This window comes from Novosphingopyxis baekryungensis DSM 16222, assembly GCF_000420305.1.
In the GTDB taxonomy this organism is placed as follows: domain Bacteria; phylum Pseudomonadota; class Alphaproteobacteria; order Sphingomonadales; family Sphingomonadaceae; genus Novosphingopyxis; species Novosphingopyxis baekryungensis.
Genome location: NZ_ATUR01000002.1, coordinates 738,377 through 765,000, shown reverse-complemented (window position 1 = coordinate 765,000; position 26,624 = coordinate 738,377). Strand labels below are relative to the sequence as shown.

Genomic DNA, 26,624 nt, shown 5'->3' with positions numbered 1-26,624 from the left:
TCAGCCGCGCGCCCATCACCACCTTGCGATAGCGCTCCATCATGTCGGGCCAGATGACGAGGTTGACCACCCCGGTTTCGTCTTCCAGCGTGATGAAACATACGCCCTTGGCACTGCCCGGACGCTGACGGATCAGCACAACCCCGGCGACCTGCACATGGGCGCGGAAATTCCTGGTCCGCAGATCGGCATTGGCGGTGAAGCCGCGCTGGCGCAGATCGTCCCGCAGAAAATGCAGCGGATGTGCCTTCAGGCTGAGCCGGGTGGTTTGATAATCCGCCACGACATGTTCGGACAATGGCATTTCGGGCAGCAGATGCTGCGCCTTTTCCGCGCCTTCGTCCCGGGCGGCGGCGGCGGCAAACAGCGGCAGATCGATGGGCGGCTTGAGCGCGCGGGCGTCCCACAACGCCTGCCGCCGATCCAGGCCGAGCGAACGGAACGCATCGGCCGCGGCCAACCGCTCGATCGTGCCGGGCGCCAGCTTCGCCCGCTCCTGCAATTCGGCCACGCTGCGATAAGGGCCGGCGGCTTCGCGGGCGCCGACAAGCCGAGCGATGGCGACTTCCCTCATCCCATCCACCTGCCGAAACCCCAGGCGCATGGGAGGCTGATGGCCGCCCGCCCTGCATTCTTCCAGCTGATTGTCCCAGCCGCTGTCATTGACGTCGACCGCGCGTATTTCCACGCCATGCTCCTGCGCATCGCGCACAATCTGTGCGGGCGCATAAAAGCCCATCGGTTGCGAATTGAGCAGCGCGCAGGCGAAGGCGGCGGGATAATGGCACTTCATCCAGCTTGAAATATAGACGAGATGCGCAAAGCTGGCGGCGTGGCTTTCCGGAAAGCCATATTCGCCAAAGCCGCGGATCTGGTTGAAGCAGCGCTCAGAAAATTCAGGGTCGTAGCCGCGCTCGATCATGCGACCGACCATCTTGTCCTGCAATTCGTCGACCATCCCGCGCGAACGGAACGTGGCCATCGCCTTGCGCAGCTGATTGGCCTCGATGCTGGAAAACTTGGCCGCATCGAGCGCGATCTTCATCGCCTGTTCCTGAAAGATCGGGACGCCGAGCGTGCGTTGCAGAATGGAGGAAAGCTCATCCGGCGGCCCATGTTCCGGCGCGGGTTTGGGAATGACGACCTGCTCGTCGCCCCGGCGGCGCTTGAGATAGGGATGAACCATATCGCCCTGGATCGGACCCGGCCGCACGATGGCGACTTCGATCACCAGATCGTAGAACTGGCGCGGCTTGAGGCGCGGCAGCATGTTCATCTGCGCGCGGCTTTCCACCTGGAACACGCCCAGACTGTCGCCTTTTACCAGCATGTCATACACCCGCGGATCCTCCCGCGGCGTGGTCGCCAGCGTCAGATCGCGGCCATGATGGGCGCGCAGCAGATCGAAGCCTTTTTGCAGACAGGTCAGCATCCCCAGCGCCAGCACGTCGATCTTGAGGATGCCGAGCGCGTCGATATCGTCCTTGTCCCATTCGATGAAGCTGCGATCGGCCATTGCGCCATTGCCGATCGGCACGGTTTGCGTCAGCGGCCCCTGCGTCAGGATAAAGCCGCCGACATGCTGCGACAGATGGCGCGGCATGCCGATCATCTGCTCGGTCAGCCTGAGCACCCGGCGCAATTGCGGATCGGCCATGTCGAGCCCCGCTTCCTGCGCGTGCTTTTCCGCGATCTCTTTGCCGTAACTGCCCCAGACCGTCCGCGCGAGCGCGGCGGTGGTATCTTCCGACAGGCCCATCACCTTGCCCACTTCGCGGATCGCCATGCGCGGGCGATAGTGGATCACGGTGGCGCATAATCCGGCGCGGTGCCGGCCATAGCGGCGATAGATATACTGGATCACCTCCTCGCGCCGCTCATGCTCGAAATCGACATCGATATCGGGCGGCTCCTTGCGCTCTTCGGAAATGAACCGGTCGAACAACAACTCATGCTCATCGGGATCCACCGCGGTGATTCCGAGGCAATAGCAGACCGCGGAATTGGCCGCGCTGCCGCGCCCCTGACACAGAATCGGCGGATCGCAGGCGCGCGCAAAATCGATGATGTCCTTGATGGTCAGGAAATAGCGGGCAATCTGCAATTTGCCGATCAGGGCCAGTTCGCGCACGATCACCTGCCGCACCTTTTCGGGCACACCGCCGGGATAGCGCCAGTCCGCCCCTGCCCATGCCAGCCGGGCCAGCTGGTCTTCCGGCGTGCGATCCTTGGGGATCGGCTCATCGGGATATTCGTAGCGCAGTTCGTCCAGGCTGAAAGTGCAGGCATCGGCCAGTGCGCGCGTGGCCGTGATGGCATGTGGCCATCTGGCAAACAGGCGGATCATCTCTTCGGGCGATTTGAAATAGCGTTCGGCATTGGCGTGGAGCGACAGGCCTGCCCGGGCAATGGTCGTCTTTTTGCGAATGCAGGTCATCACATCCTGCAAGGGACGGCGTTCGGGCGCGTGATAATGCACATCGTTCGTTGCCAGCAAAGCCATGTCATTGGCCTTGGCCAGCGCATCCAGACGATGGATCCGCGCAACGTCATCACCGCGATAGAGATAGGCGGCGGCCAGATATTTCAGCCCCGGCAAACGCGCGGCAAGATCGGCCAGCGCGGTTTCGAACGCCGCGTCGATCCTGTCCGGCGGCATCAGGATCAACGCTATTCCTTCGGCATGATCGGCCAGCAGCGACAGATCGATATGCGTTTCGCCCTTGGCCTGCCATGCGCCATCGCGCGTGGCCATCTTCCCCGCCGAGAGCATCGTCGCCAGCCGCCCATAGGCCATCCTGTCCTGCGGATAGGCGAGGAACTGCCACCCCTCCATCGTGACCAGCCGACAGCCGATAACCGGCCGCATCCGCGCGGTCTTGGCTTCGCCGTGAAGGCGCACGACCCCGGCCAGGGTGTTCCGGTCGGCGATCCCGATCATGTCATAGCCAAGTCCGAACGCCGTCAGCACCAGATCCACGGCATCGGATGCGCCGCGCAGAAAGGAAAAGCAGCTCGTCACCCCCAGCTCGACATAATCGCTGCGTGGATTGCCGGCGAAATCCTCGTCCGAAAGCCGGGCCAGCGTGCGGCGATCCGGGGTCAGCGGCTGATCGGGCATCAGGCGAACAGCCCATGCAGATACCAGTCGGGCACACCGCCGCGCCCGTCCCCGATCAGCCCGTGACGGTAAATCCAGTACCGCCGGCCGGTTTCATCCTCGATCCGGTAATAATCACGCAGCCGTGCCGTGGAGCGTTCCCGCCACCATTCGGGTGCAATCCGCTCCGGCCCTTCCACCTTGGCGATATCGTGCAGGGCGCCGCGCCAGCGAAAGCGGCGGGGCAGGCCTTCGGGCGTGGCATAGATCACCGTGATCGGCTCTGCCCGGTCGAGCAATTTGAGCGGTCGCTGATGAAAGCCCAGATCATATTGCACCGCCGCCGGATCCGCATCGGGCGGCAGGCGTCGCTGCGCGCGTTCGGGCAAATGGCTCTCACGCGGGGCAAGGCGCGATACGCGGTCCCTGCCCAGCCGCGTCACCAGCCTGTCGAGCAGAACGGGAAACGCGGTTCCCCTGACGGCGGCGGCATCGAGCTGATCCTGCTGCCGGTCCAGCGCCTCAGCCCATATCGCCGTCAGCCGCGCCTGATCGATCCCGAAGCCGGCCTCGATCCCGTCCATTCGCTCCTCGAACAGCCGGGCCAGATGCTGGGGATCGCGCGATGGCGATGCCAGCTCCACGCTGCGCTCTATCCTGTCCCCGTCGACACGCCACAGATGCAGCAGCAACCGGCGCACGCCCTTGCGTTCCGCCTCCAGCGTCCGGGCCAGATCATCCGCGAGATCGCCGATGATGCGCGCCAGCAAGGAGACGTGGAGGACCGGCTCCAGCAGACGACGCTCGGCCGTGGGAGGATATTCTTCGATCAGCGGGACCAGCGGCTCATGGGTTCTGCCAAAGACCTGATCGAGCCGGGTAAGCGGATTGGCTGCCGGCGAACGCCGGTTACGGAAACGGCGCACCAGGCTTTCGCGCGGCACCGCCATGAGATCGCCGATCGTCTTGAGCCCCAGGCGTTTCAGCAGCAACCCGGCATCGGCGTTGAGCCGCAGGGCAGAAACCGGCAGCGGGGCCAAAGCGGCAGGCAGGGCAGAACCGTCCATCACCACGCGGCGCGGCCCGCCATAACGCGCCAGCGCCCAAGCCCCGCCAGTGGTCGGCGCAAGCGCCGCGTTGCAGCCAAAGCCCTGCAGCGCGAAACGGTTTTCGATCTGGGCCAGCAGCGCCGCCTCCCCATCGAACAGATGCGCGCCATTGGTCGCATCGAGCAATATGCCGTCCGGGCCATCGACCATGCTCCACGGCCCCCAGCGCTGGGTGGCCAGTGCCATCTTCTCCAGCATGCGCTGATTGCCCTCATGATCGGATGGCAAGGCAGCGAGCTGCGGAGCCAGCATCCGCGCGTCGGCCAGCCGCATGCCCGCCCGCGCTCCGCCCTCTTGCGCCAGCGCGTTCGCGGCATCGATGACAGGGCCATGCGCGGTTTCGGTGACCAGCACGACCGGGGGCAAGGCGGCAGCGTCATTACCCTGCCTGGCGGTGCTGCGACTCCAGCGATCGATCGCGAAGTTCGGGAACCAGATCGAGACGATGGCCCGGTTCATGCCCATATCCTTCCTGGCCGCCGATTCCGTGGGTCAGCGTAAACAGGCCGGGCCGCACACCCCGCCCCCGGAACAGCTCGGCCGAAACCCGCGGCAAGCCCGGCGCGGTGGTATTCCAGCTCTGCTCCGATGATGGGGCCGGTCGCACGCGCCAGCGCAGCCGGGCCGCCGACAGATTGGCATAGCCTTCGCGCCGTACCAGATAGAGCGGCACGCCATGCCGCTCCGCCGCCAGCACCAGCCGGCGCGACGCGGTGAAATCGAGCGCCTTGGGATCGCCCGCAATCTCGCCGATGACAAAGGACAGCGCGCCGCATCTTACGCCCTCCTCCATGGCCCAGAGCGCATCGGCTGCATTGCGCGCCGCGACATGGATGAGGTTGCTGCGCTGCTCGGCCGGAAGACCGTGAAGATAGGGCCGCCCGCCCCGCCGGATGCTGCTGGCATCCTGCACCCACAGCCAGGCGCCATCCTGGTCGATGCCATCCTGGTCGATATGGCGGCGATGCGTCCGCGCAAAGGCCAAAGCCAGCGCCTCGCCGGCAGCATCGTCGGCAGATGAGAATATCTCCCAAAGAGACCGCGGAAGCTCCAGCTGCGGCGACCATTCGTCATGGCTGTTGCCCAGCGATAAATCCCCAGTGCGCGCACCATGCAAGCAGGCAATCGCGGCATCATTTGCAGGCAATGGAATGGCATCGGCATGGGACATGGCAGTTCGAATCGACTTCCTGTTTGTTCCTTATATGTTCTCACCGTTCCGCCATGCAATCAAGGTGGCGTTTCACATGCTGTCAGGTCGCGAACCAGCACAGCGCATAACCGTCTGGACTGAACTCATTGCATTATCATCGCTCTCAGCGGGCAGATCATCGAAGGTCGCGCGCCTCTCGTCACCCTGGACAAGCGGTGCACCGCTATTGCGCTCGAACGGCACCGGACGCCGCCTGCGCCTCTACCGGATCTTCGTCGTTTTGCAGGGACGACGGTCGCCATCTAGGCCTTCGACAAGGGTGCCAAGTCCTCCTTGGTCGAACGATTTGCGACAACTGCCACGCCTGAACCAGCAAGGCTTCGCATAACATCCCTGAACTACAGCTACGGAAACACGCATTTCAAGGTATTGAAGGTTGCGGTGTTCACGCTTCGCAAGGAGTTCACGCCTTGCCTATTTCACTGGATAACGCCGCCGATATGGGTACCCAATGGCCGAGTGATCCAGTTCTTCCACGTAATTAGCCTGAAAATTTCGTGCCTTTGGCGCTGATGGCGGACGATTATAGTTTCAATGCAAGTGCGGCTAGGCTTCCGGTGCCCGTTCGCACTGGCATGGATCGGTTAGGGCCAATTGAGGATATCGACCGTTACATATTGCCCAGCCTTTTTGCCGTCGGACAAACGCCTATTTAAATCGTCAGACAGCGGTTGCATGATGATATATCGAATGAGGAATGATGATGGCAGCGAAAAGCAAGCAGACTGGAGATGGTGCCAAGCGCGAACCGGCCCATATGACCGTGGCCAAGGACCTGGGCACGTCGATCGTGACCGGCAAGCGGGCGCCGGGCAGCCTGCTTCCTAAAGAGCTGGAGCTGGCCGAGGACCTGGGTGTGTCGCGCAGCGTCGTGCGGGAAGCCCTGCGCATGTTGAGCGCCAAAGGCCTGCTGGAAAGCAAACCGAAGACCGGCACGCGGGTGCGCGAGCGCGGTGACTGGAACATGCTGGATCCCACCCTGCTGGCGTGGATGTTCGAAACGGTTCCATCGGCCCATTTCGTGCGCAATCTTTTCGAGCTTCGCATGATCGTCGAGCCTGCTGCGGCCCAACTTGCTGCGCGCAAGCGATCGGCCGAGCAATTGTCGAGCATGGGTCATTCCCTGGAGAATATGGCGATCCATACATTGTCCACGGCGGAAGGGCAGCTGGCCGATCAACGCTTTCACGCGGTCATCCTGGAAGCGACGGGCAACGAGCTGATGGTCAACCTTTCGGCCACCATCGGCGCGGCCGTGCGCTGGACCACATTCTTCAAATATCAGAGCGCCAGCAAGCCGCGCGACCCTATCGACGACCATCGCAAGCTATTTCAGGCCATTGCGGAAGGCGATGAAGAGGGGGCCCGCAGGGTAGCTGTCGAGCTGATTCAGCAAGCCGAGGACGATACCGAGCAAGCGCTGAAGGCCGAAGTCCTCAAATCATAAAGCGCCGTCGGGCGCCCCTATTCGCTGCACAAGGCCAGCATCGCTCACGCATGCGCGCAATCAATGACTATCGCGTGGCAGGCCTCTGGTCTGGGCAATACGCTGATATTTTTCCGAGCCTTCGAGGATGGCACCGCTGTCCATCTGGCCGACCACGCCGCGCTGCATTTCCTGCCATGGTGTCTGGCTTTCCGGATAGGCATAGCCGCCCTCTGCCATCATCTTATCGCGGCGCGTCTGCAGCTCTTCATCGCTGATCAGAATATTGGCGGTGCGCTTGCGCAGATCGATCCGCACGCGGTCTCCGCTTTGTAATAGAGCCAATCCGCCCATCGCCGCCGCTTCGGGGGCGGCATTCAGGATAGAGGGGCTGCCGCTGGTGCCGGACTGGCGCCCGTCGCCGATGCAAGGCAGCGAGTCGATGCCATTGGCGAGCAATTGGACCGGTGGGCGCATGTTCACCACTTCGGCCGAGCCCGGATAACCGATCGGCCCTGCCCCGCGCATGAAGAGCAGGCTCTTTTCGGTGATGCCGAGCGTGGGGTCATCGATCCGATGATGATATTCCTCCGGCCCGTCGAACACCACGGCGATTCCTTCGAACGCTTCGGGGTCATCGGGGTCCGACAGATAACGTTTGCGAAAATCGTCCGAGATCACGCTGGTCTTCATGATCGCGGAATCGAACAGATTGCCGGACAGGACGATGAAGCCCGCCGCCTTGCGGATCGGATCGGCGAAGGGATGGATGACCCGCTCGTCCTCGATCTCCACACCGCCGCAATTCTCGCCGATGGTCTTGCCGTTCACCGTCATCGCATCGCGCGCGATCAGATCCTGCTCCATCAGCTGATTGACCACGGCGGGCACGCCGCCCGCGCGGTAATAATCCTCGCCCAGAAATTCACCGGCGGGCTGCAGGTTCACGAGCAAGGGTATGTCATGGCCCACCCGCTCCCACTCACCGATCGGCAACGCGACGCCGATATGGCGGGCAATGGCCGCCAGATGGATCGGCGCATTGGTCGATCCGCCGATGGCCGAGTTAACGCGAATGGCGTTTTCGAAAGCGGGCTTAGTCAGGATGTCGGAAGGCTTCAGATCCTCGTCGACCATCTCCACAATCCGCTTGCCGGTATAATAGGCCACTTCCTGCCGGTCGCGATAGGGCGCGGGGATGGCGGCGGAGCCGGGCAGCGACATGCCCAGCGCCTCGGCCAGCGAGTTCATCGTGGTGGCCGTGCCCATGGTGTTGCAATAGCCGGTCGACGGCGCGGACGAAGCGACCAGCTTGATGAAGCCCTGATAGTCGATTTCGCCCGACGCCAGCAGCTCGCGGGCTTTCCATACGATGGTGCCCGATCCGGTGCGCTGGCCCTTAAAATAGCCGTTGAGCATGGGGCCGACCGACAAGGCAATCGCTGGAATATTGACGGTAGCGGCGGCCATCAGCGCGGCCGGCGTGGTCTTGTCACAGCCGATGGTCAGCACCACGGCGTCCATCGGATAGCCATAGAGCGCCTCGACCAGACCCAGATAGGCCAAGTTGCGGTCCAGCCCGGCGGTGGGGCGCTTGCCGGTTTCCTGAATGGGATGGACGGGAAATTCGATCGCGATGCCGCCCGCTTCCCGGATGCCTTCGCGCACCCGCTCGGCCAGCACGATATGGTGGCGGTTGCACGGGCTGAGATCGCTGCCAGTTTGGGCGATACCGATGATCGGCTTGCCGCTCTGCAGTTCTTCCAGCGAGAGACCGAAGTTCATGTAACGCTCCAGATACAGAGCGGTCATGTCCGGATTTTCGGGATTATCGAACCAGGCGCGGCTACGCAGCTTGGGCGGGGTCTTGTTGGTCAACGATTTGTTCCTCTCACCGGTCCGTCGAGACGCGGTAGATCATGCGATGGCGATAGGGCTTGCCCGGTTCGACCCGTGCCGAGCCGAAGTCTGGCTGATTCGGAGTATCGGGAAAGAGTTGCGGCTCCAGGGCGATGCCGTCGCTCATGCGATAGACATGGCCGTTCTTGCCAGTGAGCTCGCCCGTCAGGAAATTGCCGGAATAGAATTGCAGGCCCGGCTCGGTGCTGAGCACTTCGAGCACGCGGCCAGAGCGCGGATCTTCCAAACGCGCGGCCAGGCCGGGCTTTTCGGTACGCCCCTTGTCGAGCACCCAATTATGGTCCCATCCGCGCGCGATGGCGATCTGCGGATCGCGCCCGTTGCGTATGCCATCCGACAACATCCGCCCGGTGGTGAAATCGAACACCGTGCCGGTCACCGGGCGCAGCTCGCCAGTCGGGATCAGCTTCTCATTGACCGGGGTGTAGCGGGCCGCCGGAATGGTCAGGCGCTGACCATAGGTTCCATAAGGCGATCCCTCGCCCGCCATATTGAACAGCGCATGGTTGGTCAGGTTGACGATGGTAGGCCTGTCGCTCTTGGCGCCAAAGTCGATGGTCAGCGAGCCGTGATCGTCGAGCGAATAGGTGACGGTGACATCGAGCTGGCCGGGATAGCCCTGATCGCCATCGGCACTGCGCAAGGTCATCGTGACACTTGCAATCTTGCCCTGCTGGCGGACCGACTGGATGCGCCAGTTGCGCTTGTCGAAGCCCAGGGTGCCCCCATGCAGCGTGTTGGTGCCGTCATTCTGGCTGATCTGATAGTCTTTGCCGTCCAGGGCGAAACGACCATCGGCAATTCGGTTGGCATAGCGGCCAATGGTCTGACCCCAGTAATTGGGCTTGTCGATGAAATCCTGCAGCCGGTCATAGCCGATCGTCACGTCTGCCACGTTCCCGTCCCGGTCAGGCACGTTGAAGGCCTGCAGCGTGGCACCATAGGTGATGATGACGGCGCTGACGCCATCCTCGCCGGTCAGGGTTACGCTTTCCACCGCTTGTCCATCCGGCAGCGTTCCGAAGGAACCACGCTCGGCCGTCGCGGCAGACAATAGGGTCGGGGTCGCGAGATATAACGCTGTGGCCATGGCCGCGATCGCGCCGCCGACATTGCGGCCAGACGCCTGCATGAACATTGCTTTCATCACCTAATCCCCGTCCTTCTGCGCCGGTCTTTTGGGCATTGACCGGTCTTGCCAAAGGCATATAGTCAGACTTAATTACAACATGCAATAGGCGAGTGACGGCACAAGGTCGCACCGCCAAAAAGGGAGATGACGATGGCTGGACCGGTGGTTTCTGGAGACGGAGGAAGCGGCGCATCACCCTCCCCCGCCAAAGTGGCAGCCGGAGGAGCCGGCTACACCAGAGCCCTCACCTTGCTCGCCAGCCTCTTTTTCATGTGGGGCTTCATCACCGTCATTAACAATACGCTGTTGCCGCATCTGCGCAGCGTGTTCGACCTCAATTACACGCAGACCACGCTGATCGAATCGGTCTGGTTCATTGCCTATTTCGTGGCCTCCATCCCGTCGGCCAAGTTAATCGAGCGGATCGGCTATCAGAAGTCCCTAGTCGTCGGCCTGCTGATCATGGCTGCCGGATCGCTGGGCATGGTGCTGGCCGCCAGCCTGCCCTCCTATGGCGTCACGCTTTTGATGCTCTTCATCATCGCAAGTGGCATCACGGTGCTGCAGGTGGCCGCCAACCCGTATGTCGCGGTCATCGGTCCGCCGGAAACCGCCTCCTCCCGCCTCAATCTGGTGCAAGCGCTGAACTCTGCGGGCACCATGCTAGCGCCGCTGTTCGGGGCCTATCTCATCCTGGGGCGCTCCAAGGGCGGTACGTCCGAAGCGGGCACAGTGCTGACCCAGGCCGAGCGGCTGGCCGACGCGCAATCGGTGATCCTGCCCTATATCCTCGTGGCGGTGGTGCTTGTTGTCTTGGCGATCATCATTGCGCGCTTCCCGCTCCCCGCCATGGGATCATCCACAAGCCGCGCCTCCAAGGAAGACCGCAAGAACCACAGCCTCTGGAAGCACCGCAATCTGGTCTTCGGCGTGCCGGCCATCTTCATTTATCTCATCGCGGAAATCGGCGTTGCCAATCTGTTCGTCAACTTCGTCAGCATGCCCGATATCGCCAATCTGACGCATGAGCAGGCCGGGCGCTATCTGACCTTCCTCTGGGGCGGCATGATGGTTGGCCGTTTCGCCGGCTCTGCCATCATGCAGAAGGTGCGCGCCGAGACCGTGCTGGCCTTCTGCTCGATCGCCGCCTTCGTCGTGATGTTAATTACCGTGTTTACCACCGGAGAGGTGGCGATGTGGGCGCTGATCTCGGTCGGCCTGTTCCACTCGATCATGTTCCCGACCATCTTCACCCTCGGCATCCGCGGCTTGGGTCCGCTGACCGAGGAAGGCTCGGGCCTGCTGATCATGGCGATCGCCGGCGGCGCGCTGGTGGTGGTGCAGGGCTGGCTGGCCGATGTCTTCGGTTTGCAGACATCCTTCCTGCTCACGGCCGCCTGCGAACTCTACATCCTGTTCTACGCCGTCTGGGGCTCCCGGGTGACCGAGAAGCTGGCCATGCCGGCGGAACAGACCGGTACCGGCGAAGCCACGGCCTGACCGCGTTGCCCCCGTCACCGGCCCATGGCCGGCACGGGGGCAGCAACGCCGGTTTTAGGCTCCGGAACCGATGCTGGGCCAAGCGGGATGCCCATGCGGGCGTCCTTGACCGGCGCCTTGGCCTTTCAGATCATTGCGCCAAGGCGGGGGCCCGGGCCAATGGCAGAGGCTTTCCGGCAATATCCACCTCGAAACTGAACACTGCGCCGGCATGGGGCTGATCCGCCAGAGCCGCATCGTCCAGCCCGATGCGGGCGGAGGTGACAAAGGCGGTGCGGCCGTCGGCCCCGCCCAAAGCGACCTTGGTGATGTTGGCTGCCGGAAGATCGACCTGGCGTAACAGCGATCCATCGGGGCGATAGCAGCGCGCGCAATAGCCGCCCCAGATACCCACCCAGACATTGCCTGCGCTGTCCGTCGTCAAGCCATCGGGGTGCCCCTCTTCCGGCGCGACCGCCGCGAAAGGCCGGACGCTTTCCACGCGGCCATCCGCACCGAGCGAGGCCGCATGGATCAGTCCGCCCGCCGTATCGACATGATAGAGGATCGATCCGTCGGGAGACAACGCCGGGCCATTGGTGATCGGCACGGCGGCGATGCCGGTGTCCTGGACGTCGCATCCGTCCCAGCGATAGAAGCGCCCCGACGCCGCGCTTTCGCTATCGTCCATCGATCCGAACCAGATCCGGCCATCGGGCCCCGTGGTGGCATCGTTCAGCCGATTGCCCGGCAGATGCGGCTCGACATCGGCAAGATGGCGGAAGCTGCCCTGTGCTGGCGCGAAATGATGCAGGCCCGTCTGCAGTCCGGCGACGAACCCGCCGCCAACCGCCGGCAAAATCCACCCGATCTGCGCCGGCGCGGTCCATTGCCAATGGGCAGCCGCCACCGGATCGACCCGGTGGACATGCCGCCGCTTGATATCGACGAACCACAAGGCCCCCTCTCGCGCGTCCCACACCGGGCCTTCCCCCAGTAAAGCGCGGCCATCCCACAAGACGCGAACGTCCGTCATATCTCTCTCCATCCCTGCACCCCGGCGTGGGGCCGGACTGCCCCATCTAATTCCCGTGCGGCGGTTGTTGCCCGCCCCTTTGCTGCTTATAGGTTTAATAAGTCAGACAGAAAGGACAAGCATCATGGCCGATATCGATCCACAGGGAACATTCAACGCTATCGAGGCAGCAACGGGCAAGGCAATGGACCCAGGCTTCTCGCAGAGCACGACGCAGGATGTCGAGGCAGCCTGCCAGAAAGCCGCCGATGCGTTCGACAGCTACCGCGCGATGGATAGCGACAAGCGCGCCGCCTTCCTGGAGGCCATCGGCGATGAAATCATGGCGCTGGGCGACAAGTTGCTCGAGCGTGCAGGGGCCGAAAGCGGCTTGCCCGCCGCACGGCTGACCGGCGAGCGTGGCCGCACCGTGGGGCAGCTGAAGCTTTTCGCCAAAACCGTGCGCGAAGGCCATTGGCAGGGCATCCGCATCGATCCCGCCATGCCGGACCGCGAGCCGATGCCGCGCGTGGAACTGCGCACCCGCATGGTGCCGCTCGGCCCCGTCGCCGTGTTCGGCGCGTCCAACTTCCCGCTCGCTTTTTCCACCGCGGGCGGCGACACCGCCTCGGCGCTGGCGGCAGGTTGCCCGGTGGTGGTCAAGGGCCATCCGGCCCATCCCGGCACCGATGACATGGTCGCCGGCGCGATTGCCGAAGCGGCGCGCAAGACCGGCATGCCGGACGGCGTGTTCGGCCATGTGCGCGGCACCGGAAACGATCTGGGCGCGGCGCTGGTCAAGAACCCGCATATCGCTGCTGTCGGCTTCACCGGATCGCGCTCCGGCGGCCTGGCGCTGGTTGCCATTGCGCAGCAACGTGCGGTGCCGATCCCCGTCTATGCCGAGATGTCGAGCATCAATCCGGTCATCCTGATGCCGGAAGCGCTCGCCGACCGCGGCGCGCAGCTCGGCGCAGGATTCGTCCAGTCGCTCACCATGGGCGCGGGCCAGTTCTGCACCAATCCCGGCCTGGTGCTCGCCATAGAAGGTGAGGGTCTGGACGCGTTCGAACAGGCCGCCAGCGAAGCGCTGACCGGCCATGAACCGGCCCCCATGCTGACCGGTGGGATCCGCAAGGCCTTTGCCGAAGGCACCGAGACCATGGCCAGCCATAAGGGCATCACGGAACTGGCCTGCGGGGTATCGGGCGACGGCATCACGCGCGAAGCTGCTCGGCTGTTCTCCGCCAGCGCCGAGGCGTTTCTGGCCGATCCGGCCCTGGGCGCGGAAGTGTTCGGCGCGTCCAGCCTGATCGTGCATTGCAAGGATGCAAGCGAACTGCACAAGGTGCTCGAATCGCTCGAAGGCCAGCTCACCGCCACCATCCATATGGACGCAGGCGATCATGAGGCCGCCAAACCGCTGATCCCGGTGCTGGAACGCAAGGCCGGACGCATCCTCGCCAATGGCTGGCCCACCGGCGTGGAAGTGGCCCCCGCCATGGTTCATGGCGGCCCCTATCCGTCCACATCGGACAGCCGCACCACCTCGGTCGGCACGCTGGCGATCGACCGCTATCTGCGCCCGGTCTGCTATCAGGACATGCCCGCCAGCCTGCTGCCGGATGCCCTGCGGGACGGCACGGATCTGCCAAAGATGATCGACGGTACGCCTGCTTGACAGCCACGCCTTCCCCGCTATTGTCTGACAAATAAAGATGAAGGCGGGAGAGTGGCGTGTCCGGATACGGTGTCCTTTGGGCCGTTGACAGAACAAGCGATAACCGCCGCGCCCACCAGGTGGGGGCGGCGGTGTTTTTCTGCGCCCAAGCCCGCCCGGCGCCACAGCGCCTCAGGCCGTCCGCGTCTGTTCCGATCGCGTGCACCCATCCCATTCCAGAACCGGGCAGGAGGCCGCGCTTTCGCCCCGTCCCTTCCCCGCAGGCAAAATAAGGACATAGCATGACACAGCACTGGCGCTTATTGCAGCATCGCAGCGACGCAGGCGACCGCCGCGTCATTCTGGCGGGCGACGACGCCCGGCTTCTGCAGCCCTCCATCGCTTCCGTGCGTGCACTGGCAGCGCAGGCCATCGCCAAGAGTAGCAGCCTGCTCAATACCGCCAGAGCAAATCTCACCGATGAAACCGTGGATCTCTCCGCGGAATATGATGCGGGGCGGCTGCTGTGCGCCATCGATCATCCCGATGCCGCGCGCGTCATGCTGGCGGGCACCGGCCTCACCCATCTCGGCTCCGCCGAAGGGCGCGACAAGATGCACAAGGCCGCCGCCGATGCCGAACATCAGACCGATTCCATGCGCATGTTCCTGGAAGGCGTCGAAGGCGGCAAGCCCGGCGCAGGCCAAACCGGCGCGCAGCCGGAATGGTTCTACAAGGGCGATGGCCGCTCGATGATCGGCCCCGGCGACACGCTGCACGCGCCCGCTTTTGCCGGAGACGGCGGAGAGGAGCCGGAGCTGGCCGGCATCTATCTGATCGGCGAGGACGGCACCCCCTGGCGCCTCGGCGTCACGCTGGCCAATGAGTTCAGCGATCATGTTACCGAGCGCCATAATTATCTCTGGCTGGCTCATTCCAAGCTGCGCCAGGCCGCGCTGGGGGCCGAGTTGCTGATCGGCGACATTCCGGGCGATATCCGTGGCACCAGCCGGATAAGCCGGGACGGCAAGACGCTCTGGGAAAAGCCCTTTCTCACCGGAGAGGACAATATGTCCCACAGCATCGCCAATCTGGAAGAGCATCATTTCAAATATTCTCTCTTCCGCCGGCCCGGCGATATCCATGTGCACTTTTTCGGCACCGCCACGCTTTCCTGCGCGGACAATATCGAAACGCGCAGCGGAGACCGGTTTGAGATCGAGGCTGCACCGTTCGCGCTGCCGCTTGCCAACCCGCTGGCGTTCGATGAGGCGGAAACCGTAACGGTGCGCGCACTGTGACCGCGCCGATCCGTCTCGCCGTCATCGGCATGGGCAAGATCGCGCATGACCAGCATTTGCCCGCCATCGCCGCCACCTCCAATTTCGAACTGGTGGCCACGGTCAGCCGCCATGGCGAGAGCGTGAACGGCCTGCCCTTCTTCCACGATATCGCGGCGCTCGCCGCCAGCGACGTGGATGTGGACGCCGTATCGCTCTGCACGCCGCCGCAGGTGCGCCGGCAGATTGCCGAGACCGCCATTGCGCAAGGATGGCATGTCTTCCTTGAAAAACCGCCCGGCGCCACGCTGGCGGAGGTCGTCGCGCTGCGCGATGCGGCGGCAGCCAAAAACATCAGCCTGTTCGCCAGCTGGCACTCGCGCTACGCCGACGGGGTGGAGCCCGCACGCAACTGGCTCGAGGGCCGCGAGATCGCGCATGTGGCGATCACATGGCGCGAGGATGTCCGCGTCTGGCATCCCGGGCAAGACTGGATCTGGGAGCCGGGCGGCTTCGGCGTGTTCGATCCGGGCATCAACGCCTTATCCATCGCCACACGCATTTTGCCACGGCCGTTTTTTGTGGAAAAGGCCGATCTGGATATTCCGTCCAACCGCGCCGCACCCATCGCCGCGCGCCTGTCGTTCCGCGACAGTACGGGCCTGCCGATCGAGATGGACCTCGATTTCCGGCAGGAGGGTGAACAGAGCTGGGATATCGTGGTGACCACCGATGCCGGCACGCTGACCCTCGCCAAGGGCGGCGGCCAGTTGTCCATCGCGGGCGGCGACGCCCCCGATGATGCCGATGACCTGAAGGGCGAATATCCAGGCCTCTACCGCCGCTTCGCCGCGATCATCCGCGCCGGCGTCTCGGATGTCGATCTGGCTCCGCTGCGTCTGGTGGCCGACGCGTTTCTGACAGGCCGCATCAATCAGGTTGAGCCGTTTATCGAATAGCGCATGGCGCACCCTCCGGTGCGCCGCCGATAAAGACAAAAAGCCGGGATGGACGATGGCAAGATCGTCCTTCCCGGCTTTTTCATGCGCGGTGTTCGCGTTACCAGCGGCGGGACCTGTGGCCCCGCCGCCTGGCATCAATCGAAGGTGAAGCGAAGGCCGAGGGCGAATGTACGCGCGAGTTGCAGGGTGCCCAGATTGAACTGCTCCGGCCCGCCAAATTCGCCGAACCTGTAATAGGTCTGTTCCTTGCTCTCCAGCAGGTTCACCGCATCAAAGGTGATGCCGACATTGTCGAAAGCCGACAGGGTCAGCTGAAAATCAAGACTGTCTTCGGGCTGACGCCAGACGCCGATCGGGTTGGCGAACTGGCGCGTTTCATTGTTGCGCAGGAATTCCTGACGCCAGATATAGGACAGACGCGCGCTGAACGGTCCCCGGTCATAAGCGAGCGTTGCGTTATAAGACAGATCGGACACGTTGAAAAACGGCGATTCGTCCTGCCGCACGACATTGCCGTCCGCGTCGAATTCCGGAATGTTCTGGGTGGAGTCCAGCGCAGTCAGGCTGCCCGTAAAGCCCAGCCCGTCCAGCGGACCCGGCAAATAGTTGGGGAAATAGGTCAGCCCGACTTCCACACCCTTCAGCACGCCGTTGGATGCGTTCACTGGACGCGTGAGCAGAAACGAATCAGTCGCCCCGGCAACGATGTTGTTGTCCGGAATGAAGGTTAAGGTGGTTTGCGGCACGACGAGACCATCGACCTCACGCCGGAAGCCGGTGACGTAGATCGCACTGTCCGGCGCGAAATACCATTCGACCGCGACGTCGTAATTCTTGGACAAGGTCGGGCGCAGATCGGGATTGCCGGCTGAGCCGCTGCCATAACCGAGATTGGTCAGATCCCCGGTCAGGGTCGGGTTCGGGTTGAGGTCGGCAAAGGCCGGGCGACGCAGCGTCTCGCCATAATTGAAGCGCAGCTTGATGTCGTCGGTCAGCTCGTAACGGAGCGTAAAGCTGGGCAGAAACTCCTCGGTCACCGTACTCGCGCGGGTCAAGGCGCTGTCATTCAGACGGTCGAAATAATTGGATTTGGTGGTCGCGCTGACATAGCGCAGACCCGCCTGGGCCTGAAGCGGCCGGCCGAAGAGATCGATCTCGGTATCGACCAGGAAATAGGCCGACATCGTGATTTCGTCGATATCGAACACGCGCTCCAGCGATAGCGACTCCGACGTCGGCAGACCGTAAAGGGTGCGAACGACATCCGGATTTTCGCCAATGAAGTTCCCGTTGGGAACGACCCAGCTATGCGGCACATCGGCGACGCCATCGAGAAAATCGGAATTATAGAACTGATAATTGGCATCCAGGGTATCGAAGCCTACCCCGAGCGCGCCGGCGCTTTGATCGCGCACGAAAGTGGACGCTTTGCGGTCATCATAACGAAGGCCGGCCTTGATCCGGCGAAGGAATCCAAAATCCCAGTCATATCCGCCGTCGAGTGAGAGAGTGAGCGCGCTGCCCTCGCCGCGATTGGCGTTGTCGTACAGTTCGCCGACATTCCAGGCCGAGGGATCGTTCAGGAGCGTGTTATCCGAAAAGCTGAAGCTTGGAATGCCATCGGCCTGATTGAAATCGACGGTAATCTGACTTGCCACTCGGCTGATCCGCTGGGCAATGAAGGTCGTTTCCGTCGTGCTGTCCTGATAGGCGACATCGGCCACCAGGAAACCACGGTCGCCCACCTCCCATTGGCCGTTCAGGCCATAGACCAGGCTATCGGTCTTGGCCGAGCCGTAATCGCCGCTGTTGAAGCCGAACACATCGTCCACCACGCGCGTTTTGATGATGTTGGTTCCATCATACAGCCCGACCGGGCCGGGATTTCCCCACCAGTCGGCAAAGCTGAATTGCAGTGAGTTGAACGTGTTTCCACGGAAACCGGCGTAAAACACTTCCGCAGTATAAACCGAGCTGCTGTTCGGCTTCCACTGCAGCACAGCGTTCCCGGAAGGACGCTCGCGCTCACCATAGAGGTCGGAGCTGAACACGGCATCGCGTGACAGATAATAGGGCGTATCGACGCCATTGATCGACAGTGTGGAGCCGGGTGCGGTCGGCAAGCCAGCATCCAGACCGGGCCGCCAGTTCTGATTGTTCGGTCCGGGAAATATCCGTTCCAGAGGCGCCAGGCCCGATCCTGCAGGCGGCGTTTCGGTCGCAAAAGGGATGAGGGCGCCTGCCGTCGTGGACATGTTGCGATAATCGGTCTTGGCGTAGCTGGCGTTCACCAGAAAGCCGATTTCTCCGACGCCGGTGTCCCAGCGATCGCTGACAAGCAGTGCGGCGTTGGGATTAAACGTATCGGCCTGCTCATTATAAATAGCGCGGGCGAGACCGGATATGGTGAATCCGTCAAAATCCAGTGGACGCCGCGTCTTGACGTCGATCTGCCCAGCCAGGCCGGTTTCGATCTGGTCGGCGGAGCGTGTCTTGTATACATCAACCTGCTTTACAAGATTGGCGGATATATCCTGCAAGGCAAAGCCCTGGCCAGCGCCGGTGAAGATGTTGCGCCCGTTCAACGTGGTGAGCGAATCCGGCAAGCCGCGGATCGTGATGGCAGCCGCCTCGCCGCCGGCACGATCAGTCACCTGAACGCCAGTGACGCGCTGGAGCGCCTCGACAACATTGTTATCGGGCAGCTTACCGACATTTTCCGCGACGATGGAATCCACGATCTGCGTGGAATTGCGCCGTACGTCGAGCGCCCCGACGATCGATGCGCGCACGCCCGTGACGACAATGGCGTCATTGTCTGCCGTTGCGTCCTGATCGCCTTCGTCGGTGACGACGTCGACGCCCGAATTATCCGTGGTCGTCTGCGCATGCGCGGCGGATGCCAGGCCGAGCGCCAACAACGACGCGGACCCCAATGCAAATGCTCTGATTGCCATAGCTAGCCTCTCCTGTTTAGCCGGTATAGATCCCGCCTTTTTGTAAGCTACTAGCTATTTGTCTGATTTATTATTGGCAAGCGAAATTTACGCACACCTCATGTCTACGGTCGATCGTGGCGAATTTACCACGCTATTTGCTCTGAATTCGCCCGCGCGATGCCGATTCCGCCCCCATAGCCCGTTTGATCAATCCACACGCCATGAAGCAGACCGATCATTAGCCTGACCAATCTTCAGCGCGCCATCCGCAAACGCCAGCGCCTTGTTCGGCGCGTTCGCCAAGGCCAATGTTATCGTGGAGCCATCACTGCCAGCATGTCGGCGAAACCGCAGCATCGCAGCGCGATTGGTGGAAGCCGTGAGCGTGATCTTGCCGTCGCTGCTCAATCCGAGACAGTGATCCCGCCGCAGGATTGGCGACAGGCTGACCGTGCCATCCTCATGCGCGACGGACCGATATTGTGTCTGGGCCAATGGCAGCGATGCGACGACCGGTTGCTCGGCTTGATGCGCGAGATAGCGTTCCGGCGCGCCGACCGGCGAGAACCGCTCGGGCAGCGGACCGTTGCCGACCGGCACACCGAAATCGGGCGTGCCATCCGGCTTGAAATACAGCCGCTGTACGCGCGTGTGCCGATCCGGATTGAACAGCGGATCGCCTTCGATCTCCTTATAGTCCCGCCCATGATAGACCAGAATGTCGCGGCCCTGCTCATCCACGGTAAAACTGTTATGGCCGGGGCCGTATACGGATGTGGCGACGCTGCTCTGAAACACCGGCTCGCCGGATTTGGTCCAGGCATGGGGGTCCATGATATCCGCGTCCGCATCGGCGGTCAGCAAGCCGAGGCAATAGCGGTCATCGGTCGCGCTGGCCGAATAGGTCATGAAGAGCCGCCCGTTTTTCTCCAGCACGGCAGCAGCCTCGTTCACCTTGTATCCGCGCACCTCCCAATCGAGTGTCGGCACCGTCAGACGCGCCGCCTTGGCCCCCAGGGTCAGCGGCGTGGCAAGCGGCGCGATGTAGAGATTCGAATTGGTCTCGATATCCGGTTCGCGCTGTGCCCATACGAAATAGCGTTTCCCGCGATGCGTGAAGAGCGTGGAGTCGAGATTGAAACTGTCCCACGGCGTCTGAAATTCGCCGAGGATAGACCAGGTGCCAGACATCGGATCAGAACCGTCGCACACAGCGACATAGGTGCGGATGCGAAACACATCATCGCCGCCGCCGCTGGGGCCCGCCGCGAAATAGACGTACCAGCGGCCATCGATTTCATGCAGTTCTGGCGCCCAGATGAATCCGCCCAGCGGCCCGCTGGCCTCATGTCGCCACAGGACGCGCTCTTCGGCGTCGGCAAGTCCGGCGATGGCGCGCGCGCGCCGCAGGATCAGCCGGTCATATTCGGGCACAGACCCGGTCATATAATAGCTGCCATCGCCATGCCGGAAGATTTGCGCATCCGCGCGGTTCTTGATCAGCGGATTGTTCAGCCCTGCCAAGCCGGGGGCAGCCTTGGCGCTAAGCGCCGATCCAGCCCATCCATTTAGCGCGATCGGAAGGCCGACGGCACCAGCCGCGAAAGCGCGCCGGGTCAGGGTGAAGCTCATCATCTCTCTCCTTATGCTCGATCAGTTCCAGCGCCGTTCGCCAGCATGGCTCTGGTCACGGCATGGCGACCGGCCAGCCGTCCTCATCCCAGCGCAGCGGCGCGATCCGCAGGGTGGGCGCGCCATCCTTTTCCCGGTCATAGGCGTGGTAGACGACATAGGTGGTGCCATCCTGATCGGTAAAAACGCCAGGGTGGCCCGGGCCGCGAAAGCGTTCCTGCTCTTGCAGATCGGCGCGTAGCAATATGGTGCCGCCGCCCTCCATCATCGCGCTGCCGTCCCGGCCCAGATAGGGCCCGGTGACATCCTTGGCGCGCGCCACCACCGTATAATAGGTGCTGTTCACGCCTTTGCAGCAATAGTCATATGACACGAGCAGCCAGTAATCACCGCCGTGCCTGAAAATGAACGGGGCCTCGACCGGGGCGGGTCCGCCATTGGGGGCGGGACGCCGCGCGATCGCATATGGGGTGGCGCCGGGCGACGGTTTGCCCGTGGCCGGGTCCAGACGGAACAGCTTGATGCCAGTCCAGAAACTGCCGAGCGAGAGCCACTGCCCGCCCTCGGCATCGATCACCAGATTGGGGTCGATCGCGTTGAAATCATCGCCGGGCACCGACTGCACGACAAGCCCCTGATCGGTCCACGCATAATCGGGCGCACTCCGGTCCAGCGTCGGGCTGGTGGCAAGGCCGATCGCCGATCGATTGGAACCGAAGGTCGAGATGGAATAATAGAGCCGATATTGCCCATCGACATAGGAGATATCGGGGGCCCAGATGCCCTTGGTACCCGGCACCGCTTCAAGCGCCCAGTCGGGGATCTTATCCAAAACCGAACCGGCATCCTTCCACGCGATCAGGTCCGTCGATGTCTTGGCCTGGATATACTGGCCACCGGTGGCGAACAGATAATAGGTGTCACCTTCACGAATCAGCACCGGATCATGCGTCGGCACGATTGCACCGGTCAGCCGCGCATTCAGCGATGTTGGCGCGGCATCCGGTTGCGCCATGGCCGTGCATGGCATGCCGAGCCCGATCAATGCGCAGCAGGCCGCTACCATCGTGCGCCAAGGCGAGGTGGCGCGATTTCCGGCGGCGGCAGTCACTGGAGTTCCAGAACGACGACCGATTTGGCCGGCAATGTCACCATAAGCTTGCCGCCCTGCATGCTGGCGCCGTTGAAGACTGCTGGCCCGACCGTCTGCGGCGCATCGAAACTGTTATGCGCGTCCATGGCCTGCGCCGTGATGACCCGCCCGGTCACGCTACGTGCGGCCGCGCCGTCCAGCGCGATCGTGACGCGGTTGGCCTGCGTGGGGTCCGCATTGGCCAGACCGACATGGATTTTACCATCCCTGCCCCGCACCGCCGATCCGCTGACGGCGGGCAAAGCGAATGCGCCCTTGCTGTATGTCGGCGTGTCGATGGTGATCGGCAGCACCGTGGCGTCCTGCCAAGGCTTGTACATCTCGAACACATGATAGGTGGGCGTCAGCACCATCTTGTCTCCATCGGTCAGGATCATGGCCTGCAGCACGTTCACCATCTGCGCGATGGCGCTCATCCGCACCCGGTCCGCATGCTTGGCGAAGATATTGAGATTGATCGCCGCGATCAGCGCGTCGCGCAGCGTGTTTTGCTGACGCAGGAAGCCGGGCGTGGTGCCCTCATCCTGGGCATACCAGGCACCCCATTCGTCAACGGCGAGAAACAGGCGCCTTTCCGGATCATATTTGTCCATGATCGCGCTGTGCTTGGTCACGAGCTCGTCCATGCGCCAGGCCTGCTGCAGCGTGTCCGCCCAGGCCGTCTCGTCGAAACCGGTGGCCGGTGCATGCGGCGGCCAGCCCCCGTCGGGCAGCACATAATAATGCAGTGACACGCCGTCGAGCTGCGCGGCCGCAACGCGCATCATCGTTTCAGTCCAATTATAATCATCGACATTCGCACCGGCGGCGATTTTCAGCACCTTGGTGCCGTCGGGCGCCTTTATGAACGTCGAATAACGCCGCGTCAGGTCCGCCGCATATTCGGCCCGCATGTTGCCGCCGCAGCCCCAAAGCTCGTTACCGACCCCGAAATACGGCATGTCCCAAGGTTCGGGATGGCCATTTTCGGCGCGCTCTTCGGCCAGGCTGCCAGCGGGCGACGTGATATACTCCACCCACTCCGCCATCTCCCGCGGCGAGCCATCGCCGACATTGCCGGCGACATAGGCCTTCGCACCTATTTGACGGACCAATTCGAAAAACTCATGTGTGCCAACCGTATTGGGTTCGGTCACACCGCCCCAGTGCGTGTTGATCTTGACCGGCCGCTCACTGCGCGGGCCGATGCCTTCGCGCCAGTGATATTCGTCCGCAAAACAGCCCCCTGGCCAGCGGATCACCGGTACGGACAGATCGCGCAATGCGCTGACCACATCGTTGCGAAAACCGTGGGTATTGGGGATCGGACTGTCCTCACCGACCCACAGACCACCATAGATTCCTGTGCCCAGATGCTCGGCGAACTGGGTAAACATCTCTTTGTGATAAACCGGACCAGGTTGATCAGCCTGGATGGTAGCGCTGGTCGGCTTGCCGCCGGTATCGGCTTGCGCGGTGCTCGACAGCATCGATGCGCTGAGCAAGACAGCCAAGGCGCTGCGGTGCATGGCTCGACGAAACATTCTCTCTCTCCCGATGCCTGGATCCCACGACGAGGTCCGACTTTATTAAGTCCGACATATATAAGTTTTTCGGCTTGAGCAATTACTGATTGCAGAGAGGAGACGTCATAAGAGGAGCGCTATCATACGAAAATTCATCGGGTGATTGATCATGACGTGACCCCCTGACTTTTATCAACGAGCAATTAAAGTCCGGCCCTGACATAAGGACGGATAGGATGAAGAGAACGAGGTTTACAAAGGAGCAGATCATCGGCGTGTTGAATGAGGCTGGAGCGGTCGCGAGGATCGATGACCTCGCTCGTCGGCACGGCGTATCGGAAGCGATGACCTACAACTGAACGTCGAAGTATGGCGATTTAGAGATGTCCAAGGCCCGGCGCTTGAGGGCGAGCTTCGCGAGAAACTGGGCCAGGCATTCGTCCAGCGCAGCAAGGCGGGAATAATTGTCAGCGATAACGACGCCGAGCTCACCAGCAACAAGGTACTGGCATGATGCGGGGAGATGGGTGTGGAATGACATCAACTCGCGCCAGGCAAGCCGATGCAGAGCGGTTTCTGCGACAGCTTTAATTGGCGGATGCTCCACGACTTTCTCAATGAGGCGCAGTGCCTCAGCATGGCTTACGCGCGAGTCAAGATCGCTAGCCTGGTCGATGACTACAGCCACTTCTGGCTACACTCATTCCGTGGTTACAGGGCACCGGCTGCGTTCGACGTTCCGATGTAAAAGCAATGGGCTGCTTCATACCACGCCCTACGGGCTTCGCTATGCAGCATATTGCTTCAACCGTGCTCATGCGCAACAACGCGGCCCGGCTCCAATCACAGCTGAAGCAAAGCTCGAAGTCTCAGCAGTCCAAATACCACATTTTCTGTGGCAAATTGCGATAATTGATGCTCCATGATTTTGGGCCAAACATCGCACTCCCGAACTCGCCCTGCACGAACTCTTGTTGGATTAATGTCAGATGGCCAGCAGTAGTCGGAACCAGATCATAGACGGATGGCGGGGCGTAAGCGTCATTCTCGTCCTGGTCGGCCATGCAATAGGCTATCGGATCGGTGTAGACGTTGAGCCGATCAAAAATGTATTGCACAGCCCAGCAGATCTTTTTTTAAACCTCCTGTTACGTGTCGCAGGCAGTTTGGGCGAAGTTGGCGTAGAGTTTTTTTTCGTTATAAGCGGCTATCTCATAACAAGCCTTCTATTTTCGGAAGAGCGCAAGCGGGGAAAAATTAGCTTTAAAGCCTTCTACGTCAGAAGAATATTTCGGATTTCGCCAGCATTCTATGTGTATATCATAGCCGTGCTTTGCCTGACAGTTTGGGGACCACTTGTAGCCAAGCCGGAAGCTTTTGTAAGAAGTAGCTTATACATCTGCAACGTATCTGGCTTCTCTTGCTCTTGGTGGTTAGCACATACGTGGAGCCTGAGCGTAGAAGAGCAGTTTTACTTATGTTGGCCGATATTGTTTGCGCTGTTAGGCACGAGACGCAAAACCGGGATTGCAATAATTGCCACGGCACTAATCATTGGCTCTGCTTGGCTCGATATATTATTGCCTTTTGCCCATATCGCAATCGGCGCAGCGGTTGCGCTAATCAACAGCCTCAAAGAACTAATCACTCGACTTTCTTCAAAGGGAATAGTAGCTGTGATGGCCGTTATCTTATTGGTTAAACCTCTGACTTTTCCCGTTCCAATGATTTCTAATTTAGTTTTTATCTTACAACCTATATTGGTTTCTTTTATTCTTTTTGGAACGCTTTATAACCAATCCTGCTCGCGGTTTAGAATATTTCTGAGCAATAAGGTTTTGGTCAAAGTTGGCTTGATTTCCTATAGTCTTTATCTTTGGCAGCAACTCAGTCTTGCTCCGAACGATTGGGGAGGGCGTTCAACTGGAGCATCTGGCTTGTATGCAGATTATCCAGTGTTAACGTCTCTCATGTTCATTCCCATTGCAGTCATCTCCTATAATTTTTTAGAACTTCCACTGATTCGGTACGGACATAATATTTCCAACAAGCTTTTAGGCGCGCGCCCTCCAAATTTGCCTACCTAGGCCGTGTTGACAGAAGGGATTCCCAACCACCCGACTTCTGTTTCAAGAATGCTTTTGACTTGCGCGCACTTTCAACGGTCCCGCGCGCCTGCGCAAGACTGACATCCAGTGAAGCGCCGATGACAAGCAACTGCTCCTTCCCGTCGAATCGGTATTTGTATCGGAAGGTTCTATGGCCCTTGGTGCTTACATGAAGGAACAGGCTGTTTCGGTCCGTAATCTTGTAGGATTTCGGCTTCGGCTTTGCCGTCCGCACCTGTTTGTCCGTCAGCATCCAATACGCCCATCTGCCGCTTCCTGTACCCCCAGAATACCCCCATTTGCGTTGGCTCGGCGTGGAATTCGGTGAACGGAAAAAAACGAAAAACCAGAGATTCGGCAAGCTTTTCGGGGTATTATGGATGACCACGGATCGGGCTGGAAGCATAAATGGCGGAGAGGGTGGGATTCGAACCCACGGTACCCGTAAGAGCACAACAGTTTTCGAGACTGCCCCGTTCGACCACTCCGGCACCTCTCCGCAAGGCGAACGGGGCATTGGTCAAGGGCACAAGGCCCGCCACCGTTCGGCAAGGCGCGGCTCCTAACGCGTTCGATCCAACTTGCCAAGCGGATCAGTTGAATTTCTCGCGCGTTTCACCGATATGACAGGCCATATGAACAGCAATATCTCTTTCCCCAAGGCGCGGTTCGGCATCGGCGATGTCGTGCGCCACCGGTTTCTCGACTTTCGCGGCGTCATATTCGATGTCGATGCCGAGTTTTCCAACAGCGAGGATTGGTACGAGGCCATTCCCGAAAAGCTGAGACCGGCGCGCGATCAGCCCTTCTACCACCTGTTCGCCGAAAACGAGGATTCCAGCTACATCGCTTATGTCAGCCAGGGCAATCTGCTGGACGATCATGACGGCGGCCCTGTCGATCATCCCGAGGTCGGCCAGTATTTTGCCGCCTGGTCGGGCGAGAAATACGCCCTGCCCGCCCATCGCCGTAACTGATCGGACGCTTCAGT

At 61.5% G+C, this 26,624-nt stretch carries 18 protein-coding genes, 1 tRNA gene and 1 pseudogene (1 of these 20 cut by a window edge); 8 read left to right on the top strand and 12 right to left on the bottom strand.

Annotation, left to right across the window (positions count from 1 at the left end; all coding sequences use genetic code 11):
• The 3 genes in view from G410_RS0103775 to G410_RS17920 are tightly spaced (each overlapping or abutting the next) and all read right to left on the bottom strand, a layout consistent with a single transcriptional unit that may run on beyond the window.
• On the bottom strand, positions 1 to 3,121 hold the 5' portion of the coding sequence (locus tag G410_RS0103775; RefSeq protein ID WP_022672328.1) for an error-prone DNA polymerase. It extends 299 nt beyond the left edge of the window; 3,121 of the gene's 3,420 nt are visible here — the first part of the coding sequence; its start codon is at positions 3,119 to 3,121; its stop codon lies beyond the left edge, outside the window.
• Positions 3,121 to 4,668, bottom strand: a complete 1,548-nt coding sequence (locus G410_RS0103770; protein WP_022672327.1) for a DUF6504 family protein — start codon at positions 4,666 to 4,668, stop codon at positions 3,121 to 3,123. The genes G410_RS0103775 and G410_RS0103770 overlap by 1 nt, the downstream gene beginning before the upstream one ends.
• Positions 4,589 to 5,380, bottom strand: a complete 792-nt coding sequence (locus tag G410_RS17920; RefSeq protein WP_022672326.1) for an ImuA family protein — start codon at positions 5,378 to 5,380, stop codon at positions 4,589 to 4,591. The genes G410_RS0103770 and G410_RS17920 overlap by 80 nt, the downstream gene beginning before the upstream one ends.
• A 745-nt stretch (positions 5,381 to 6,125) precedes the next feature.
• Here G410_RS17920 and G410_RS0103760 point away from each other — a divergent pair.
• A complete protein-coding gene (locus G410_RS0103760; RefSeq protein WP_022672325.1) occupies positions 6,126 to 6,869 on the top strand; it encodes a FadR/GntR family transcriptional regulator in 744 nt (247 codons plus the stop codon).
• 60 nt (positions 6,870 to 6,929) lie between these two features.
• Here the strand turns inward: G410_RS0103760 and G410_RS0103755 are convergent, their stop codons facing one another.
• Together G410_RS0103755 and G410_RS0103750 are read right to left on the bottom strand one after the other, a co-directional pair.
• Positions 6,930 to 8,726, bottom strand: coding sequence for an IlvD/Edd family dehydratase (locus G410_RS0103755; protein WP_022672324.1), 1,797 nt, complete (start codon positions 8,724 to 8,726; stop codon positions 6,930 to 6,932).
• 13 nt (positions 8,727 to 8,739) lie between these two features.
• Positions 8,740 to 9,906 carry an aldose epimerase family protein gene (locus G410_RS0103750; RefSeq protein WP_425411243.1) on the bottom strand — a complete coding sequence of 389 codons (1,167 nt, stop codon included), beginning with the start codon at positions 9,904 to 9,906 and terminating at the stop codon, positions 8,740 to 8,742.
• A gap of 144 nt (positions 9,907 to 10,050) precedes the next feature.
• On the opposite strand from G410_RS0103750, the gene G410_RS0103745 reads away from it, so the two are divergent.
• Positions 10,051 to 11,400 carry a sugar MFS transporter gene (locus G410_RS0103745; RefSeq protein WP_028971027.1) on the top strand — a complete coding sequence of 450 codons (1,350 nt, stop codon included), beginning with the start codon at positions 10,051 to 10,053 and terminating at the stop codon, positions 11,398 to 11,400.
• Between the two features lie 130 nt (positions 11,401 to 11,530).
• Here G410_RS0103745 and G410_RS0103740 read toward each other — a convergent pair whose 3' ends face one another.
• On the bottom strand, positions 11,531 to 12,415 hold the full coding sequence (locus G410_RS0103740; protein WP_022672321.1) for an SMP-30/gluconolactonase/LRE family protein: 885 nt from the start codon (positions 12,413 to 12,415) through the stop codon (positions 11,531 to 11,533).
• Positions 12,416 to 12,539: 124 nt separating this feature from the next.
• Between G410_RS0103740 and G410_RS0103735 the strand changes: the two genes are divergently transcribed.
• The 3 genes from G410_RS0103735 to G410_RS0103725 all read left to right on the top strand — a co-directional run bounded on the left by G410_RS0103735 (position 12,540) and on the right by G410_RS0103725 (position 16,293).
• Positions 12,540 to 14,075, top strand: a complete 1,536-nt coding sequence (locus G410_RS0103735; protein ID WP_022672320.1) for an aldehyde dehydrogenase (NADP(+)) — start codon at positions 12,540 to 12,542, stop codon at positions 14,073 to 14,075.
• A gap of 281 nt (positions 14,076 to 14,356) precedes the next feature.
• Positions 14,357 to 15,355, top strand: a complete 999-nt coding sequence (gene araD1 / locus G410_RS0103730) for an AraD1 family protein (RefSeq protein ID WP_022672319.1) — start codon at positions 14,357 to 14,359, stop codon at positions 15,353 to 15,355.
• Positions 15,352 to 16,293, top strand: a complete 942-nt coding sequence (locus G410_RS0103725) for a Gfo/Idh/MocA family protein (protein WP_022672318.1) — start codon at positions 15,352 to 15,354, stop codon at positions 16,291 to 16,293. Before araD1 ends, G410_RS0103725 begins: the two co-directional genes overlap by 4 nt.
• 137 nt (positions 16,294 to 16,430) lie before the next feature.
• Here G410_RS0103725 and G410_RS0103720 read toward each other — a convergent pair whose 3' ends face one another.
• From G410_RS0103720 to G410_RS0103705, 4 genes are all read right to left on the bottom strand, one after another.
• Positions 16,431 to 19,253 carry a TonB-dependent receptor gene (locus G410_RS0103720; protein WP_022672317.1) on the bottom strand — a complete coding sequence of 941 codons (2,823 nt, stop codon included), beginning with the start codon at positions 19,251 to 19,253 and terminating at the stop codon, positions 16,431 to 16,433.
• A gap of 189 nt (positions 19,254 to 19,442) precedes the next feature.
• A complete protein-coding gene (locus G410_RS0103715; RefSeq protein ID WP_028971026.1) occupies positions 19,443 to 20,867 on the bottom strand; it encodes a glycoside hydrolase family 43 protein in 1,425 nt (474 codons plus the stop codon).
• Positions 20,868 to 20,922: 55 nt separating this feature from the next.
• Positions 20,923 to 21,882 carry an arabinan endo-1,5-alpha-L-arabinosidase gene (locus tag G410_RS0103710; protein ID WP_342662448.1) on the bottom strand — a complete coding sequence of 320 codons (960 nt, stop codon included), beginning with the start codon at positions 21,880 to 21,882 and terminating at the stop codon, positions 20,923 to 20,925.
• A 92-nt stretch (positions 21,883 to 21,974) separates the two neighbouring features.
• Positions 21,975 to 23,528, bottom strand: coding sequence for an alpha-N-arabinofuranosidase (locus G410_RS0103705; RefSeq protein WP_022672314.1), 1,554 nt, complete (start codon positions 23,526 to 23,528; stop codon positions 21,975 to 21,977).
• A 233-nt stretch (positions 23,529 to 23,761) separates the two neighbouring features.
• Between G410_RS0103705 and G410_RS17630 the strand changes: the two are divergent.
• Both G410_RS17630 and G410_RS17625 read left to right on the top strand, forming a co-directional pair.
• Positions 23,762 to 24,365: pseudogene (locus G410_RS17630) on the top strand (integrase core domain-containing protein); the annotation flags it as partial.
• A 149-nt stretch (positions 24,366 to 24,514) separates the two neighbouring features.
• The gene (locus G410_RS17625) at positions 24,515 to 25,612 is read left to right on the top strand and encodes an acyltransferase family protein (protein WP_084488898.1); all 1,098 of its coding nucleotides are present in this window, start codon (positions 24,515 to 24,517) and stop codon (positions 25,610 to 25,612) included.
• Here the strand turns inward: G410_RS17625 and G410_RS18435 are convergent.
• Complete coding sequence (locus G410_RS18435) at positions 25,605 to 25,886, bottom strand: Arm DNA-binding domain-containing protein (protein WP_022672312.1); 282 nt, start codon at positions 25,884 to 25,886, stop codon at positions 25,605 to 25,607. The two genes, G410_RS17625 and G410_RS18435, sit on opposite strands and share 8 nt — an antisense overlap.
• Positions 25,887 to 26,042: 156 nt before the next feature.
• Positions 26,043 to 26,132: transfer RNA gene (locus G410_RS0103680), tRNA-Ser, on the bottom strand.
• A gap of 136 nt (positions 26,133 to 26,268) precedes the next feature.
• Between G410_RS0103680 and hspQ the strand changes: the two genes are divergently transcribed.
• On the top strand, positions 26,269 to 26,610 hold the full coding sequence (gene hspQ, locus G410_RS15485; protein ID WP_245559285.1) for a heat shock protein HspQ: 342 nt from the start codon (positions 26,269 to 26,271) through the stop codon (positions 26,608 to 26,610).
• Positions 26,611 to 26,624: the final 14 nt, after the last annotated feature.